This is a genomic window from Methylobacterium sp. 1030 (assembly GCF_040544715.1).
Taxonomy (GTDB): Bacteria; Pseudomonadota; Alphaproteobacteria; order Rhizobiales; family Beijerinckiaceae; genus Methylobacterium.
Genome location: NZ_JBEPKM010000007.1, coordinates 283,243 through 298,272 on the forward strand (window position 1 = coordinate 283,243; position 15,030 = coordinate 298,272).

16 protein-coding genes are annotated in these 15,030 nt (G+C 71.4%); 9 read left to right on the forward strand and 7 right to left on the reverse strand.

What is annotated here, in order from left to right:
- Window positions 1-97 precede the first annotated feature (97 nt).
- On the reverse strand, window positions 98-409 hold the full coding sequence (locus ABIC30_RS12615) for an FtsB family cell division protein (protein ID WP_012317989.1): 312 nt from the start codon (window positions 407-409) through the stop codon (window positions 98-100).
- 112 nt (window positions 410-521) lie between these two features.
- Between ABIC30_RS12615 and ABIC30_RS12620 the strand changes: the two genes are divergently transcribed.
- A complete protein-coding gene (locus tag ABIC30_RS12620) occupies window positions 522-1,724 on the forward strand; it encodes an adenylate/guanylate cyclase domain-containing protein (protein WP_354455273.1) in 1,203 nt (400 codons plus the stop codon).
- A 69-nt stretch (window positions 1,725-1,793) separates the two neighbouring features.
- On the opposite strand, the gene ABIC30_RS12625 is transcribed toward ABIC30_RS12620, so the two are convergent.
- Both ABIC30_RS12625 and eno read right to left on the reverse strand, forming a co-directional pair.
- Window positions 1,794-2,198, reverse strand: coding sequence for a DUF3574 domain-containing protein (locus ABIC30_RS12625; protein ID WP_091683225.1), 405 nt, complete (start codon window positions 2,196-2,198; stop codon window positions 1,794-1,796).
- Window positions 2,195-3,484: a phosphopyruvate hydratase gene (gene eno, locus ABIC30_RS12630; RefSeq protein WP_012317987.1), complete on the reverse strand. Its 1,290-nt coding sequence runs from the start codon at window positions 3,482-3,484 to the stop codon at window positions 2,195-2,197. Before eno ends, ABIC30_RS12625 begins: the two co-directional genes overlap by 4 nt.
- A gap of 195 nt (window positions 3,485-3,679) precedes the next feature.
- Between eno and queF the strand changes: the two genes are divergently transcribed.
- Window positions 3,680-4,132 carry a preQ(1) synthase gene (queF, locus tag ABIC30_RS12635; protein WP_354455275.1) on the forward strand — a complete coding sequence of 151 codons (453 nt, stop codon included), beginning with the start codon at window positions 3,680-3,682 and terminating at the stop codon, window positions 4,130-4,132.
- A gap of 64 nt (window positions 4,133-4,196) precedes the next feature.
- On the opposite strand, the gene ABIC30_RS12640 is transcribed toward queF, so the two are convergent.
- Window positions 4,197-4,535 carry a hypothetical protein gene (locus tag ABIC30_RS12640; protein ID WP_012317985.1) on the reverse strand — a complete coding sequence of 113 codons (339 nt, stop codon included), beginning with the start codon at window positions 4,533-4,535 and terminating at the stop codon, window positions 4,197-4,199.
- Between the two features lie 316 nt (window positions 4,536-4,851).
- Between ABIC30_RS12640 and ABIC30_RS12645 the strand changes: the two genes are divergently transcribed.
- Window positions 4,852-5,526, forward strand: a complete 675-nt coding sequence (locus ABIC30_RS12645; protein WP_354455277.1) for a class I SAM-dependent methyltransferase — start codon at window positions 4,852-4,854, stop codon at window positions 5,524-5,526.
- A gap of 5 nt (window positions 5,527-5,531) precedes the next feature.
- Here ABIC30_RS12645 and kdsA read toward each other — a convergent pair whose 3' ends face one another.
- Window positions 5,532-6,386, reverse strand: coding sequence for a 3-deoxy-8-phosphooctulonate synthase (kdsA, locus tag ABIC30_RS12650; protein WP_331298558.1), 855 nt, complete (start codon window positions 6,384-6,386; stop codon window positions 5,532-5,534).
- Between the two features lie 10 nt (window positions 6,387-6,396).
- On the reverse strand, window positions 6,397-6,885 hold the full coding sequence (locus tag ABIC30_RS12655) for a hypothetical protein (RefSeq protein ID WP_354455280.1): 489 nt from the start codon (window positions 6,883-6,885) through the stop codon (window positions 6,397-6,399).
- A gap of 181 nt (window positions 6,886-7,066) precedes the next feature.
- Between ABIC30_RS12655 and ABIC30_RS12660 the strand changes: the two genes are divergently transcribed.
- Window positions 7,067-8,077 carry an alpha/beta fold hydrolase gene (locus tag ABIC30_RS12660; RefSeq protein ID WP_354455282.1) on the forward strand — a complete coding sequence of 337 codons (1,011 nt, stop codon included), beginning with the start codon at window positions 7,067-7,069 and terminating at the stop codon, window positions 8,075-8,077.
- Between the two features lie 75 nt (window positions 8,078-8,152).
- Here the strand turns inward: ABIC30_RS12660 and ABIC30_RS12665 are convergent, their stop codons facing one another.
- Complete coding sequence (locus tag ABIC30_RS12665) at window positions 8,153-9,328, reverse strand: amidinotransferase (RefSeq protein WP_020095308.1); 1,176 nt, start codon at window positions 9,326-9,328, stop codon at window positions 8,153-8,155.
- A 210-nt stretch (window positions 9,329-9,538) separates the two neighbouring features.
- Here ABIC30_RS12665 and ABIC30_RS12670 point away from each other — a divergent pair, with 210 nt between their 5' ends.
- From ABIC30_RS12670 to hpnK, 5 genes are all read left to right on the forward strand, one after another.
- Window positions 9,539-10,651 (forward strand): flippase-like domain-containing protein, encoded by a 1,113-nt coding sequence (locus tag ABIC30_RS12670; protein ID WP_103986061.1) that lies wholly within the window; start codon window positions 9,539-9,541, stop codon window positions 10,649-10,651.
- Window positions 10,642-11,265, forward strand: coding sequence for an MlaC/ttg2D family ABC transporter substrate-binding protein (locus ABIC30_RS12675; protein WP_354455284.1), 624 nt, complete (start codon window positions 10,642-10,644; stop codon window positions 11,263-11,265). Before ABIC30_RS12670 ends, ABIC30_RS12675 begins: the two co-directional genes overlap by 10 nt.
- Window positions 11,266-11,351: 86 nt before the next feature.
- Window positions 11,352-12,560 (forward strand): bacteriohopanetetrol glucosamine biosynthesis glycosyltransferase HpnI, encoded by a 1,209-nt coding sequence (gene hpnI, locus ABIC30_RS12680; RefSeq protein WP_354455286.1) that lies wholly within the window; start codon window positions 11,352-11,354, stop codon window positions 12,558-12,560.
- A 57-nt stretch (window positions 12,561-12,617) separates the two neighbouring features.
- Window positions 12,618-14,051, forward strand: a complete 1,434-nt coding sequence (hpnJ, locus tag ABIC30_RS12685) for a hopanoid biosynthesis associated radical SAM protein HpnJ (RefSeq protein ID WP_020095304.1) — start codon at window positions 12,618-12,620, stop codon at window positions 14,049-14,051.
- A gap of 121 nt (window positions 14,052-14,172) precedes the next feature.
- Window positions 14,173-15,015, forward strand: coding sequence for a hopanoid biosynthesis-associated protein HpnK (gene hpnK, locus ABIC30_RS12690; RefSeq protein ID WP_354455288.1), 843 nt, complete (start codon window positions 14,173-14,175; stop codon window positions 15,013-15,015).
- Window positions 15,016-15,030: the final 15 nt, after the last annotated feature.

The window sequence follows — 15,030 nt, forward strand, 5'->3', positions numbered from 1 at the left end:
CTCTGACAGGAAGCCGCTCTTGTCAGAGGACTTTCGGGACTAGGGAAAACGATCCCCTGGACTTCCGCGGGACGATCGCGGGACCTCCGCGGACCTGTCAGGGCGTGATGATGACCACGTCGTTGGCGTGGACCCGGCCCAGGACGATCCGGGCGCGCTCCTCTAGGAGGTCGCGGTCGATCTGGTCGCTCTTCAGCAGATTCACCCGGTGCTCCCAGACGGCGCGCTCGGCCTTCACGGCGGCGAGTTCCTGGCTGAGACCGTAGGCGCGGATCTTCAGGGCCTTCTTGGCCTCAAGGCCACGGTTGCCACTCTCGGCCTGCCACACGAAATAGCCGACCACGAGCGCCGACAGGGTCCAGAGACCCAGCGGCAACACGACCATTCTGACTCGGCGGCGCACGACCATGGCGCGACCCTCGCGCGGAAAGGTTAACGGTTCTTTTCGACCGCGACGCGGTCGGGGCAGGACCGCGACAGGGCCGGACCGCGGCCGGGACGAACAGGGGCGAGCCTGAGGCATGGACCTGACGCATCTGGGACGCTGGATCGCCGCGCACGCCACGGCGACCGACGACCACGACACCCTGCTCTCGGGCTTCTGCGAGTCGCTGGTCGAGGCCGGCCTCCCCGTCTGGCGGGTCAGCGTCATGGCGCCGGCCCTGGACCCGACGCTGCGCGGCGTCAGCCTCAACTGGCACGCGGGCGAGGGCATGTCCTTCGTCGCCAACGCCCACGGCGCCGACGAGGAGAGCGACTGGCTCCTGAGCCCCGTCTACGCCCTCGTGGAGACGGGCGAGACCTTCGGCCGCTGGCGCCTCGACGCGCCCGGGCTGGCGGTGGACTTTCCGGTCCTGAAGGCCCTCGGGGCGCAGGGCGGCGTCGACTACGTGCTGCACATCGCCGAATTCGCCCCCGGCACCGCGCTGCGCGGCATCGCGGTCTCGTTCTGCACCCGCGCCGCCGCCGGCTTCACCGAGGCGGACCTCGCGGCGATCGCCGGCGTCCTGCCGTTCCTGACGCTGGCAATGGCCAAGATGGGCCTCGCCCACACGTTCCGGGAAGTCTCGGCCACCTATCTCGGCCGGTCGACCGCCGAGCGCATCCTCGACGGGCAGATCCGGAGGGGCGAGGGGCGGGCCGTGCCGGCGGCGATCCTGCTGACCGACCTGCGCGGCTTCACGGCCCTGGCCGACCGGGTGGATCCGGCCGACATGGTCACGTGGCTCAACGAGCATTTCGACGCCCTCGGCGACCCGGTGGCGCGGCACGGCGGCGAGATCCTGAAGTTCCTCGGCGACGGCTTCCTGGCGATCTTCCCGGTCCCGGACGCCGACACCCTCCCCTGCCCGGTCTGCGGTGCGGCGCTCGACGCCGCGATCGAGGGCCTCGCCGCCAACGCGGCGCTCAACGCCCGCCGCCGCGCCGAGGGGCTGCCGGAGCTGCCGGCCGAGGGCGTCGTGCATTTCGGGACGGTGATGTACGGCAATGTCGGGACCGAGCGGCGCCTCGACTTCACGATCATCGGACGGGCGGTCAACGAGGCGAGCCGGATCGAGAGCCAGTGCGCCGCCCTCGGCCACGACCTCCTCGTTTCGGACTCCTTCGCCGAGCGGTGCGCCCGGCGGCTGGAGCCGGTCGGGACGATCGAGTTGCGGGGCCTGTCGCGGCCGATGCGGGTCTGGACCGTGCCGGGGGAGTCGTCCGGTGCGGCGATGACCTGAGGCGAGCGCCGTCTTCCGGACTCGCCTGCGGCGCCCCGGAACAAAGTGGGAGGCGCCGCGCCGACGTCGTCAGAACAGCGCGCAGCTCCGCTGGAGCACCAGCCCGACCGCGCCCTGCACGAAGCGGCGCCGGTAGGCCTCCCGGATCTCACGCAGGGCCGCGACCGCCTCGGGCGTCGGTTCGGTGACGATCAGGACGATGCGGGCGGCCTCGCGGACGATGCGTCCGTCCGGCCCGCGCCACTGGCCCCGGCCGGCGAACACGGTCAGCCCGTCCGGGAACCGCGGGGTGATCCACTCGGCCAGGAACCGGTCGAAGGCCGCCCCCGAGACGCGGCCGCCGTCCGGCCGCGACAGGCCGAACAGCAGCTGCGCGCTGAGCGTTGGGCGGGCACCGTCGCAGAGCGGGTCCGCGCGGGCCGGGCCGGCCGCCCCGACACCGAGCAGGCCGGCCAGCAGGATCTTACCGATCAGCGGCGGGCGAGCTGCTTGAGCGCCGACGGGCCGGCGTAGAGTGCCTGCGGGCCCAGGCCCTCCTCGATGCGGATCAGCTGGTTGTACTTGGCCAGTCTGTCCGAGCGGGCGAGCGAGCCGGTCTTGATCTGCCCGCAATTGGTCGCGACCGCGAGATCCGCGATGGTCGAGTCCTCGGTCTCGCCCGAGCGGTGCGACATCACCGCGGTGTAGCCGGCGCGCTGGGCCATATCGACCGCCGCCAGGGTCTCGGTGAGCGAGCCGATCTGGTTGACCTTGATCAGGATCGAGTTGGCCGTCCCCTCGGCGATGCCGCGGGACAGGCGCTCGACGTTGGTGACGAACAGGTCGTCGCCCACGAGCTGGCAGCGGTCGCCGATCTTGTCGGTGAGGAGCTTCCAGCCGGCCCAGTCATCCTCCGACATGCCGTCCTCGATCGAGACGATCGGGTAGGTGGCGACGAGCTGCGCGAGGTAGTCGACCTGCGCCTCGATGGTGCGGGTCTTGCCCTCGCCCTCGTACGCGTAGGCGCCGTCCTTGAAGAACTCGGTGGCGGCGCAGTCGAGGGCCAGCGCCATGTCCTGGCCCGGCTTGAAGCCGGCGGCGCTGATCGCGTCCATCACGAAATCGAGGGCGGCCTCGGCGGACGGCAGGTTCGGGGCGAAACCGCCCTCGTCGCCGACGTTGGTGTTGTGACCGGCCTTCTTCAGCTTGCCCTTGAGGGTGTGGAACACCTCGGAGCCCATGCGCACGGCCTCGGCGAGCGAATCGGCGCCCACCGGCATGATCATGAATTCCTGGAAGTCGATCGGGTTGTCGGCGTGCGCGCCGCCGTTGATGATGTTCATCATCGGCACCGGCAGGACCCGGCCCTGCACGCCGCCGACGTAGCGGTAGAGCGGCAGGCCCGAGGCCTCGGCCGCGGCCTTGGCCACCGCCAGCGACACGCCGAGGATCGCGTTGGCGCCGAGGCGGGCCTTGTTGGGCGTGCCGTCGAGCTCGATCATCGCCTCGTCGACCGCGACCTGGTCCTCGGCCTCCATGCCGCCGATCGCGTCGAGGATCTCGGTCTGGGCCGCCTCGACCGCCTTCAGCACGCCCTTGCCGAGGAAGCGATTCTTGTCGCCGTCGCGCAGCTCCACCGCCTCGTGGGCGCCCGTGGAGGCTCCCGACGGCACCGCGGCGCGGCCGAAGGAGCCGTCCTCCAGGATGACGTCGACCTCGACCGTGGGGTTGCCGCGGCTGTCGAGGATCTCGCGGGCGCTGATATTGGTGATCGCGGTCATGGAACGTCCTCTCGCGGGGGCCGCGGGTCGGCGGCCGCGCCCCAATCGGAGGGTGCGGCGCATCGCGGCGGCTTATCCGTCAAGCCGCGGCCGGCGGCAAGCGCCGGGACGGACGGCGCACAGCCGGGTCCTGCCGGGAAAGCGTCGCGGATCAGGCGGATGCGCGCGGCGCCGGCAGGCTCTATATGGCCGGCCATGACCTCTCCCGACGATCTCCAGCTCGGCCAGCCGACGCCCCTTCCCACCTCGCCCGAGGAGGCGCGGCTCGACCGGGTCCCGAACCCGCACGCGGACACCGACTACGTCGCCCGGTTCACCGCGCCGGAATTCACCTCGATCTGCCCGGTCACCGGGCAGCCGGATTTCGCGATCTTGGTGATCGACTACGTGCCCGGTGACTGGCTGGTGGAGTCGAAGTCACTGAAGCTCTACCTGGGGGCGTTCCGCAACCACGGAGCATTCCACGAGGATTGCACGGTGGCGATCGGCAAGCGGCTCCGCGACCTGCTTGAACCGCGCTACCTGCGAATCGGCGGGTTCTGGTATCCCCGCGGCGGAATCCCGATCGACGTCTTCTGGCAGACGGGCGACTTGCCGAAGAACGCGTGGCTGCCGGACCCGGGCGTGCCGCCCTACCGCGGACGCTGACCGAACCAACGAAAAGGGCGACCGGCTCGCGCCGGTCGCCCCCGATCCTCCCGGATCTCCGATCTCAGTAGCCGTAGCCGTAGTAGCCGTAGCCCGGAGCTGCGTAGCCGTAGCCGCCGTAGACCGGGGCGTAGCCGTAGCCGTAGGACGGGGCGTAGCCGTAGCCGCCGCCGTAGTAGCTGTCGCGGGCCGCGCCCGCGGCGATCGCACCGGCCGCGAGGCCGGCGATGCCGAGGCCGATGGCGGCGCCGGTGCCGATGCCGCGACGGCCGCGGTAGTAGCCGTGACCGTAGCCGCCGTAGCCGCCGTGGTAGCCGTAAGGCCGCGCCTCGGCGCTCGTGGTGACGGCAACACTGCCGAGAGCCATGGCGGCGGCAGTGGCGATGATACCGATCTTGCGCATAGTGTTCCTTCTCGATCCCTGATCGAACATGCCCAATAACGTGGCCGCATCCGGACAGTTCCAGATTTCACGCCGGACTTGCGTGCGGATCCGCACCCAGTCGGGATTATGAACCGTTGTTCAGCGTGGCCGCCGCTTCGATGAGTGCGGTCAAGCTTGGGTGCGGCTCTTCCGGAACCGCTCGAACTCTTGCGGCGAGTCTTCGGGAGCACCTGAAACGCCGCGGCGGGCCGGCGCGGCGGACGACCGGTCCCGGAGATGGAAATCCGCCCCGCCGCGGGTCGGGCGTGCTACGGATCTGCCGGGAGGACCGACGATGGATGCCCTGACCCTGATCCGCGAGAGCCTCGCGCCGCTGGCCGGCAAGCGGGTCGTCGATATCGGGTGCGGCGCCGGGACGCTCGCGCGGCGGCTGGTCGACGCGGGCGCGCGTGTCACCGGGATCGATCCCGGCGCCGCGGCGCTCGCCCGGGCGCGGGCCGCCGTGCCGGAGGCGCGCTTCGAGGCCGCGACCGGCGAGGCCCTGCCCTTCCCGGACGCCAGCTTCGACGGCGCCGTGATGCTGAATTCCCTCCACCACGTCCCGGACCCGGCGGCGGCCCTCGCCGAGGCGGCCCGCGTCCTGGCCCCGGGCGGGCTGCTCGTCGTGGTGGAGCCCCTGGCGGAGGGCAGCTTCTTCGACGCCCTGCGGCCGATCGAGGACGAGACCGCGATCCGCGCCGCCGCCCAGGACGCCATCGCGGCCGCCCTCGCCCGCGGCGCCTACGCGTGCCGCCGCGACGCGACGATCGCGCGGCGGGAGCGCTTCGACTCCCTCGACGCCTTCCTCGCCCGCGTCAGCGCCGTGGACCCGGCCCGCGAGGCGACCATCCGGGACCGGCGCTCCGTGGTCGAGGAGGCCTTCCTCAAGGCCGCCGCGCGCGAGGCCGACGGGCAGTTCGGCCTCGTCCAGCCGCTGCGGATCCACGTCCTGGAGCCGGCGGCCGCCTGAGCCGATCAGGCGGCCCGGTTCTTGGCGAGGCGGTCGAAGGCGAGGAGTTCCTCGAGCAGGGCCGGCATGTCCCTCAGCGCCACCATGTTGGGGCCGTCGGAGGGCGCCCGGTCGGGGTCGGGATGGGTCTCGATGAACACGCCCGCCACGCCCACCGCCACGGCGGCGCGAGCGAGGACGGCGACAAATTCCCGCTGTCCGCCGGAACTCGCCCCCTGCCCGCCGGGCTGCTGCACCGAGTGGGTGGCGTCGAACACCACCGGCGCGCCCTGCGTGACCTGCGCCATGATCGGCAGGCTGCGCATGTCCGACACCAGCGTGTTGTAGCCGAACGAGGCGCCGCGCTCGGTGACGATGACGTTGGGATTGCCCGCCTCCGTCACCTTGGCGGCGACGTGCTTCATGTCCCAGGGCGCCAGGAACTGGCCCTTCTTGATGTTGACCGCCCGGCCGGTGGCGGCGGCGGCCAGCAGCAGGTCGGTCTGGCGGCACAGGAAGGCGGGGATCTGGAGCACGTCCACCGCCTCGGCGGCGGGGGCGCACTGCTCGGCGGCGTGCACGTCGGTCAGCACCGGCAGCCCGAGGGTCTCGCGGATCTCGGCGAAGACCGGGAGCGCCCCGTCGAGGCCGATGCCCCGGGCGGCGCTGCCCGAGGTGCGGTTGGCCTTGTCGAAGGAGGTCTTGAACACGAGGCCGACGCCCAGACCCGCGGCCATCTCCTTGAGGGCGGCGGCGATCTCCAGGGCGTGCTGGCGCCCCTCGAGCTGGCACGGGCCGGCGATCAGCGTCAGCGGCAGGTGGTTGGCGAAGCGCGCGTCGCCGACTTGGACGACGGGGCCGGGTGTCTCGATCTTCGACATGCCGGCCGGTCTAGCCCGCGCGGCGGATCCGCGAAAGCCCGGGCCGGGGCGCGACCCGACAGACCGTGCGGTCGTCTCGGAGGGCGTCCGCGCGCGGGCCGGTCTCGCACAGCATCAGGATCCGGCCGGCGCCACCCCGGCGCGGGGCATCGGCCAGCAGGCTGGCCTGGTGGAGGTTGAGCGCCAGCACCTCGACCGCGGCGGCGTCCGCCCCGGCGAGCGCATGCGCGGCGCGGCCGATCAGGACGAAATAGGCCGGCGCCGGCTCGCGCTCGCGGGAGGCCACGGTGATCCGAGCGGGGGCGCGACAATCGAGGCTCAGCCGCTCGGCATCCTGCGCACGGAACACCGCGACGGGGCCGGCCCGGCCGGCCAGGGAGGCGCCGGTGGTGCGGATCACCCGCGCGGCGAGGACGTCGCAGGCATCCGCCGCCCGGGCCGGGGCCGGCCCGAGGAGGAGCGCGCCGGCGAGGGCGGTCAGGGTGGTGAGGCGCAGCATCGGGACATCCGCGGCGGGAGACGGTCGCGCCCGGCATATAGCGCGCCCGGGAGATAGCGCGCCCTGCGGCGGGCGCGAAGCCGCGCCGCTCCGCGGGACGTGGACAGGAACAGCCGGATGACCGATCTGAGCGAGCGGCGCGGCGCCGCACGCCGCTCGCAGATCAGGCTCCGACGCGGCCATGCTTCGAACCCTCCTCGCCTCCGTCCTGCTGGCCCTGCTTCCGCCGGGACCCGCTTCCGCGGAGCCGCCGCAGCAGCCAACCTACGGGCCCGAACTCGAGGGCTTCGCCTACCCGTTCCCGGTGGAGCGGTTCCCGTTCACGTCGCAGCACCAGCCGCTGCAGATGGCCTATCTCGACGTCCGGCCGGCGACGCCGAACGGCCGGACCGCCGTTCTGCTGCACGGCAAGAACTTCTGCGCCGCCACCTGGGAGAGCCAGATCCGGGCGCTCAGCGCCGCCGGGTACCGGGTCATCGCGCCGGACCAGATCGGCTTCTGCAAGTCGAGCAAGCCGGCGGCCTACCAGTTCACCTTCCGGCAGCTCGCCGAGAACACCCGCGCGCTCCTGGACAAGCTCGGGATCGAGCGGCCGATCCTGGTCGGCCACTCGACGGGCGGCATGCTGGCGGCCCACTACGCCCTGCTCTACCCCAAGGCGGTGGCGCAGCTCGTGCTGGTCAACCCGATCGGCCTGGAGGACTGGGCCGCCAAGGGCGTGCCGCCGACCTCGGTGGAGCAGTGGTACCAGCGCGAGCTGAAGGTGACGGCGGCCTCGATCCGGGCCTACGAGACGGCGACCTACTACGCCGGCGCCTGGGAGCCCCGCTACGAGCCCTGGGTCACGATGCTCGCGGGCCTCAACAACGGCCCCGGCAAGGAGGCGGTCGCCTGGGACTCGGCCCTGCTCTACGACATGATCCTCACCCAGCCGGTGGTCTACCGGTTCCCGCAGATCGCGGTGCCGACGCTGCTCCTGATCGGTCAGAAGGACAACACGGCGATCGGCAAGGACCTCGCGCCGCCGGAGGTGCGGGCGAGCCTCGGCAACTATCCCGAGCTCGGCAAGGCGGCCGCCAGGGCCATCCCGGGCGCGCGGCTCGTCGAGTTCCCGGATCTCGGCCACGCGCCGCAGATGTCGGATCCGGAGGGGTTCAATGCGGCGCTGATCGCCGGGATCGCGGCGCGGTAGGCACCGCGCGCCGTCCTCCGTCGTCCCGGGGCGCTCGCGGCGCCCCGGGACGACGGCGTGCCCGGCGCCTTGATCCTAGAAGTAGGACTTCAGCACGCCCCGGCGGCGGACGTCGAGGGTCGCGCAGTGGAACGAGCCGCCGAACGGGCCGTAGCTGAGGAACGGCGCCGGGATCGGGTCGAAGCCCCAGTCTTTCAGCGCCTTGATCAGCGTCGGCTGGCTCTGGTCGACGACGATCTTCTTCTCGGTGATCGCCAGGACGTTGATCGAGGTCCAGGGCGAGCACATCGAGATCTTGCTCATGAAGCCCTCGACCGGGTCGGGGCGCGGAGCGACCAGCACGTCCCACTTCTTGAGCACGGCCGGGAGCTTCTCGACGTCGACGTAGTCCGGGTTCACCAGAACCTTGCCGGGGGCGAGCGGCATGAACGACGAGTCGATGTGCATCGGCTGCGGGCAGCGGCTCTCGATCTCGTGGATGCGGAAGCCCGGGCCGAGGTGGCGGCGCAGCCACTCGATGCCCATCAGGTTCGTCACGTTGGAGCGGGTCACGAACAGGTCGCGGCCGCAGCGGACGAAGTCGGCGGCGTCGAAGACCGGCTCGAACTCGTTGACCGTGAACTGCATGGGCTCGCCGGCCTTCAGGTTCGGCACCCGGTAATCGTAGTTGTAGAGGTCGTCGGTCAGCTGGGGTCGCGGCGCGGAGGTCCAGCGGGCGCCGGCGCGGAAGTACTCCTTGAACAGCGACCGGTAGGCGTCGCCCTCGAAGTAGCGCGAGCGCCAGCACATCGGGCTCTCGATGATCTCGTCGCCGATCACGAGGTACGGATCGCGCGGGCAGGCGACGCAGAAGCCGCGGGAGGACCAGCGCGGCGCCTTGAACTTCTTCGAGAAATCCACCGCGTCGGGGCGGCGGACCTTCACGCCCTCGCCGGCCAGGATGGTGATGAAGTTGTCGAGCTCGGCCTGGGCGAGCTTCTTCATGAACTTCGGATACTTCCAGCCGCTCGCCAGCCGGTAGAACGGCTGCGCGGCGCGCGGCAGGTTGAAGATCACCGTCAGGTGGTGAGTCGGGATCGTGGCGCCGTCGAGCGAGCCGACGATGACCTCCTCCAGCGGATCCCACTCGTTCCAGGCCATCACCGGCGACTGGGGAGCCGGCACGCCCGGTCCGGTCCCGCCCGGAAAGCCGCCCGCATGCGTGTCGTCGGTCACGGCCTCCAGGGCCGTGATCGGTGATTCGCGCTCCATGACGTGTGCCCCTTCTGCGACGTGCCGCGGCCTTCTGCGCGGGCTTCTCAGCCCCGCCGCCGCTTTGGCCCTCGGTGTGTCAAACGGGTGATAGACACCGCTAATCCGTGCTGCAACGTGACAGAAACGTTCCCGGGCCGATGGACCTATTTCTGCCGCGACCGTGACCGATTTCCCGCATCAAGCCTTACGCGAGCTTGAAAGACGACAATGAAGCGCCTGACGACCTTGGCCTCGATCGCCGGTCTGTGCACGGTCGTCGGCCTGTTCATGTCCTCCGGCCTGGAGGATGTGTCGGCCGCCGTCGTGAGCGCCGGCTGGGGCGCCGCCCTGGTGGTGCTCGCGCGCTTCGTGGCCGTCGCCTGGGCGGGGCTCGGCTGGTACGTCGTGTTCCCCGCCGGCGCGACCAAGCTCGCCGACTGCATCTCGCTCCGCTTCGTCCGCGAGGGCATCAACACGCTGCTGCCCGTCGCCACCGTCGGCGGTGACTTCGTCGGCGCCCGCCTCCTGTCGAAGCGCAACGTTCCGGGCGCGCTCGCGGGCGCCAGCATGTTCGTCGACCTGATGACCCAGGCGCTGACGCAGCTCCTGTTCACGGTGGCCGGCCTCGCCCTGCTGGTCCTGATCTCCGGCGACGGACCGATCGCCCACACGGTCGAGGGCGGGCTGGCCCTGGCGGTCCCGGCGCTCGGCGCCTTCTACCTGATCCAGCGCAAGGCCGGTCACCGCCTGATCCAGGCGCTGCTCAGCCGCTTCGCCTCAGGGCGCGAGTGGCGGGCCTTCGGCGCCATCGACCAGCTCTACGACAGCCTGCGCCGGCTCTACGGCAACCACGGTCGCTTCGCGTTGGCCCTCGTGGTCCACCTCGCCGGCTGGGTGATCGGCACGCTCGAGGTCTATGTCTGCCTGCGGTTCATGGGCTACCCGATCGACTTCGCGCAGGCGCTCATGATCGAGAGCCTCGCCCAGGCCGTGCGCGGCGCGGCCTTCGCGGTGCCCGGCGCCCTGGGCGCGCAGGAGGGCGGACTGATCGCCCTGTGCGGCCTGTTCAATATCCCGGCCGAGGCGGCGCTCGCCCTGTCGCTGGTCAAGCGCTTCGCCGATCTCGGCGTCGGGCTCCCGAGCCTCCTGCTCTGGCACCGGATCGAGTCCAGGCTCCGGTCCGAGACGCCGGAGGAAGAGGAGCGCGAGCCTGCGCCGGAGGCCGGGCGCAAGGCCAAGAGGGTCGCGCAGCCCGCCACCCTCGGCCCGTTCTACAGCTACGCTCCGCCGCGCATGGGGGCGCGGCTCGGCGACGGCGAGGAGTTGAAGAAGTGCGCCTGACCCGCCGGCTCGCGGCCGCCCTCATCGCCGCACCCCTGGCCCTGACCCTGCTCGTCCCGGCCCCGTCACGGGCCGCGGACGATCCGGCCGTTCAGACCGTGCGCGACCTCTACGCCGCCTTCTCGGCCGCGCTGAAGGACGGGCCCGGCCCCCTGCCGGCCCGGGTCGAGGCCGTCGGCCCGGCGCTCGACAAGGCGTTCGATTTCCCCGCCATGACCCGCGTCGCGGTGGGCTCGAAATGGTCGAGCTTCACTCCGGAGCAGCAGGCGGCGGTCATCGACGCCTTCAAGCGCAGCCTGACCGTCACCTACGCGAACCGGCTGGCACGCGCCGCCGGCGGCAAGTTCGACGTGACCCCGAAGGTCGAGGAGCGGGGCACCCAGCGCGTGGTGCCGACCCGCGTCACCGCCGCGGACGGCGACGATTCCGCCGTGGATTTCGTCGTCAACGCCGACAACCGCATCCAGGACGTCCTGCTCAACGGCGACGTCAGCGAGATCGCCGCGCAGCGGAACGCCCTGTCGGCGCCGCTGAAGTCCGGGGGCGCCGACGGCGTCGTGAAGTTCCTCCGGGCGCGGGCCGACGGCATGCTCGCGGCCAAGCCGACGCCCTGAGCGGCGCCGGCGCCTGCGCCGACCTGAACCGGCCGTTCGCGGCCATCGCCGCCTCGGCGGCCGGACGATCGCACGGATCCGACCGGATGGATGTCTCCTCCCTGGCGCTGCTCGGCCTCTCGTGGCTCTCGCTGCTCTGCCTGATCCTGGCGGCGGCGGGCTGCGTCTACGGGCTGGCCGCCGCCATGTGCGCGGGCCGCTACGCGGGCCGCCGCCCGCCGGTGCTGCCCGCCGGCGCGACGCGGCCCTCCGTGACCGTGCTGAAGCCGCTCTGCGGCCTCGAGCCCAATCTCTACGCGAATCTCGAGACCGTGCTGCGCCAGGACTACGCCGGGCCGGTCCAGGTCCTGTTCGGCGTCCAGAAGCCCACCGATCCCGCGATCGGCGTGGTCGAGCGCCTGCAGCAGGCCTATCCCGAGGCCCGCATCGACCTCGTGATCGACGGCCGGCAGCACGGATCGAACCGCAAGGTCTCGAACCTGATCAACATGGCCGAGGCCATCGCCCACGACGTGGTGGTGCTGGCCGACAGCGACATGGTGGTGGGGGCCGACTACCTCGAGCGCCTCGTCGCGGAGCTGTCCCAGGACGGCGTCACCGGCGTCACCTGCCTGTACCACGGGGTCCCGGCCTTCCGGGGCCTGTACGACCAGCTCTCGACGCTCGCGATCGACACCCACTTCCTGCCCAACGTCGTGATGGGGCTGAGCCTCGGGCTGGCGAAGCCCTGCTTCGGCTCCACCGTGGCCTTCACCCGGGCGAGCCTGGAGGCGGTCGGCGGCTTCCGCACCTTCCGCAACGATCTGGCGGACGATTACGCCATCGGCGCCGCCCTGCGCGGCCTCGGCGGCCGGGTGGTGATCCCGAGCTTCACGATCGGCCACACCAGCGTCGACACCGATCTCTCCGGCCTGTGGCGGCACGAGCTGCGCTGGAACCGGACGATCCGCACCGTCGACCCGGCGGGCTACGCCGGCTCGATCGTCACCCACGCCTTCCCGCTCGCGCTGCTGGGCGCGCTCCTGCCCGGCGCCGGCACCGGCGCCCTCTGGGTCGCCGCCGCGGCGCTGGCGAGCCGCGTGCTGCTCTGCCGGCAGCTGGAGCGGGCCTTCGGCCTCGCCCCGCACCCCTACGGACTGTTGCCGATCCGCGACATCCTCTCCTTCCTGAACTTCTCCTGGGCCTTCGTGTCGGGGGCGGTGACATGGAAAGGTCACGATTATCACGTGGTTGCGGATGGCACCCTGATCCCGGACGCCGAACTCGGCCGCGATGCCGGCGCGCCGCTCCGCTGAACCCGGCTCCCTCGTCCTCCGCCCTCCCCCCGGCATTGCCCTGAGGCCTTGAACCCCATGCGCACGCTCTTCCTCCAGGCCCCCACCTTCGACGGTTTCGACGGCGGTGCCGGCTCCCGTTACCAGGCCAAGCGTGAGATCAAGTCGTTCTGGTACCCGACCTGGCTGGCCCAGCCGGCCGCCCTGGTGCCGAACTCGAAGCTGATCGACGCGCCGCCGCACAACATCAAGCTCGCCGAGATCGTGGCCCAGGCCAACGACTTCGACCTCGTCGTGCTCCACACCTCGGTGCCGTCGTTCAAGTCCGACGTGAAGACGATCGAGGCGCTCAAGGCCGCCAACCCGAAGCTCATCGCCGGCCTGATCGGCGCCAAGGTCGCGGTCGACGCCGCCGGCGCGATGGCCCAGGCCCCGGTGGTCGATTTCTGCGCCCGCAACGAGTTCGACTTCACCGTCAAGGAGGTCGCCGACGGCGTCCCGATGTCGGAGATCAAGGGGCTGTCCTATCGCGACGCCAACGGTGTCGTGGTCCACAACGAGGACCGCGAGATCATGACCGACATGGACCAGCTGCCCTTCGTCACCAGCGTCTACAAGCGCGACCTGGAGATGGAGAAGTACTTCATCGGGTACCTGAAGCACCCCTACATCTCGTTCTACTCGGGCCGGGGCTGCAAGAGCCGCTGCACCTTCTGCCTCTGGCCGCAGACGGTCGGCGGCCACACCTACCGCACCCGCTCGGTCGCGCACGTGATCGAGGAGATCAAGTACTGCCTGAAGGAGTTCCCGCAGACCAAGGAGTTCTTCTTCGACGACGACACCTTCACCGACAACCTGCCGCGCGCGGAGGAGATCGCCCGCGAGCTCGGCAAGCTCGGCGTCACGTGGTCGTGCAACGCCAAGGCGAACGTGCCGCGCGAGACCCTGAAGGTGCTCAAGGAGAACGGCCTGCGCCTGCTGCTGGTCGGCTACGAGTCCGGCAACCAGCAGATCCTGCACAACATCAAGAAGGGCATGCGGGTCGAGGTCGCCGAGAAGTTCACCAAGGATTGCCACGACCTGGGCATCGCCATCCACGGCACCTTCATCCTCGGCCTGCCGGGCGAGACGAAGGAGACGATCCAGGAGACGATCAACTTCGCCAAGCGGATCAACCCGCACACGATCCAGGTCTCGCTGGCGGCGCCCTACCCGGGCACCTTCCTGTACAAGCAGGCGGTGGAGAACGGCTGGCTCGACATCGAGAACGCTGAGCTCGTCGACGAGAACGGCGTGCAGGTCGCGCCGCTGCACTACCCGCACCTCTCGCACACCGAGATCTTCACCTCGGTCGAGGAGTTCTACAAGAAGTTCTATTTCCGGGCGCCGAAGATCGCCTCGATCGTCAGCGAGATGGTGCGCTCGCCCGACATGATGAAGCGCCGCCTTCGCGAGGGCGTCGAGTTCTACCGCTTCCTCAAGGAGCGTCAGGGCACCGCCAAGGCGGCCTGAGGTCAGGGGTCCGGGGCCTGCGGCCCCGGCGGGGAGCGGGGCGGAGCCCCGCCCCTCTTCCAGGGCTCCGCCCTGGACCCGCGAGAGGGCGAGCCCTCTCGACACCCGTTACGAGGTTACCGTGAAGCGTCTGGTCGTCACCGCGGATGATTTCGGGCTGAGCCCCGAGGTCAACGAGGCCGTCGAGCAGGCCCATCGCGACGGGATCCTCACGGCGGCGAGCCTGATGGTCTCGGCGCCGGCCGCCGCCGACGCCGTGGCGCGGGCCCGGCGGATGCCGTCCCTGCGGGTCGGGCTGCACCTCGTCCTCGTGGAGGCGTGGCCGACCCTGCCGGCGGAACAGCTTCCCGACCTGACGGACGAGGCCGGCCTGTTGCGGGCCGACATGGCCCGCCTCGGCCTCGACTTCGCCCGCAGGCCGGCGGCCCGGCGCCAGCTCGCGGCCGAGATCCGGGCGCAGTTCGAGGCCTACCGGGCCACCGGCCTGCCGCTGGACCACGTCAACGCCCACAAGCACTTCCACGTCCACCCGCTGATCGCCGGGGCGGTGCTGCGCGTCGGCCGCGACTTCGGGATGCGCGCCCTGCGGGTGCCGCGGGAGCCGCGCGAGATCCTGCGCCGCGCCGAGCCCGGCGCGCGGCCGCGAGCCGCCCTCGACATCGCGCCCTGGGCGGCGCTGCTCGCCGTCCGCGCCCGGCAGGCCGGGCTGCTGATCCCCGACCGCACCCTCGGCCTCGCGTGGTCCGGCGCCATGACGCCCGCCCGTGTCGCGGCCCTGCTGGCCGAACTTCCGGACGGCCTGACCGAGCTCTACACCCATCCGGCCACCGCCGGCGGCTTCCCCGGCGAGGCGCCGGGCTACCGCTACGCCGACGAGCGCGACGCCCTGACCGCCCCCGCATCCCGGTCGGCCGCCGACGCGTCGGGTGCCGTCCGCGGTGGGTTCTCCGACTTCCTCGGTTGACCCAGGTCGTTATCT

Bases quoted from the DNA above. Each gene is read 5' to 3' on its own strand.
- ABIC30_RS12645 (WP_354455277.1), top strand. From the start codon at position 4,852: ATGGATGCCCTGACCCTGATCCGCGAGAGCCTCGCGCCGCTGGCCGGC.
- hpnJ (WP_020095304.1), top strand. From the start codon at position 12,618: ATGCGCACGCTCTTCCTCCAGGCCCCCACCTTCGACGGTTTCGACGGC.
- ABIC30_RS12665 (WP_020095308.1), bottom strand. From the start codon at position 9,328: ATGGAGCGCGAATCACCGATCACGGCCCTGGAGGCCGTGACCGACGAC.
- eno (WP_012317987.1), bottom strand. From the start codon at position 3,484: ATGACCGCGATCACCAATATCAGCGCCCGCGAGATCCTCGACAGCCGC.
- ABIC30_RS12620 (WP_354455273.1), top strand. From the start codon at position 522: ATGGACCTGACGCATCTGGGACGCTGGATCGCCGCGCACGCCACGGCG.
- ABIC30_RS12660 (WP_354455282.1), top strand. From the start codon at position 7,067: ATGCTTCGAACCCTCCTCGCCTCCGTCCTGCTGGCCCTGCTTCCGCCG.
- ABIC30_RS12640 (WP_012317985.1), bottom strand. From the start codon at position 4,535: ATGCGCAAGATCGGTATCATCGCCACTGCCGCCGCCATGGCTCTCGGC.
- ABIC30_RS12670 (WP_103986061.1), top strand. From the start codon at position 9,539: ATGAAGCGCCTGACGACCTTGGCCTCGATCGCCGGTCTGTGCACGGTC.
- queF (WP_354455275.1), top strand. From the start codon at position 3,680: ATGACCTCTCCCGACGATCTCCAGCTCGGCCAGCCGACGCCCCTTCCC.
- ABIC30_RS12615 (WP_012317989.1), bottom strand. From the start codon at position 409: ATGGTCGTGCGCCGCCGAGTCAGAATGGTCGTGTTGCCGCTGGGTCTC.
- ABIC30_RS12655 (WP_354455280.1), bottom strand. From the start codon at position 6,885: ATGCTGCGCCTCACCACCCTGACCGCCCTCGCCGGCGCGCTCCTCCTC.
- kdsA (WP_331298558.1), bottom strand. From the start codon at position 6,386: ATGTCGAAGATCGAGACACCCGGCCCCGTCGTCCAAGTCGGCGACGCG.
- hpnI (WP_354455286.1), top strand. From the start codon at position 11,352: ATGGATGTCTCCTCCCTGGCGCTGCTCGGCCTCTCGTGGCTCTCGCTG.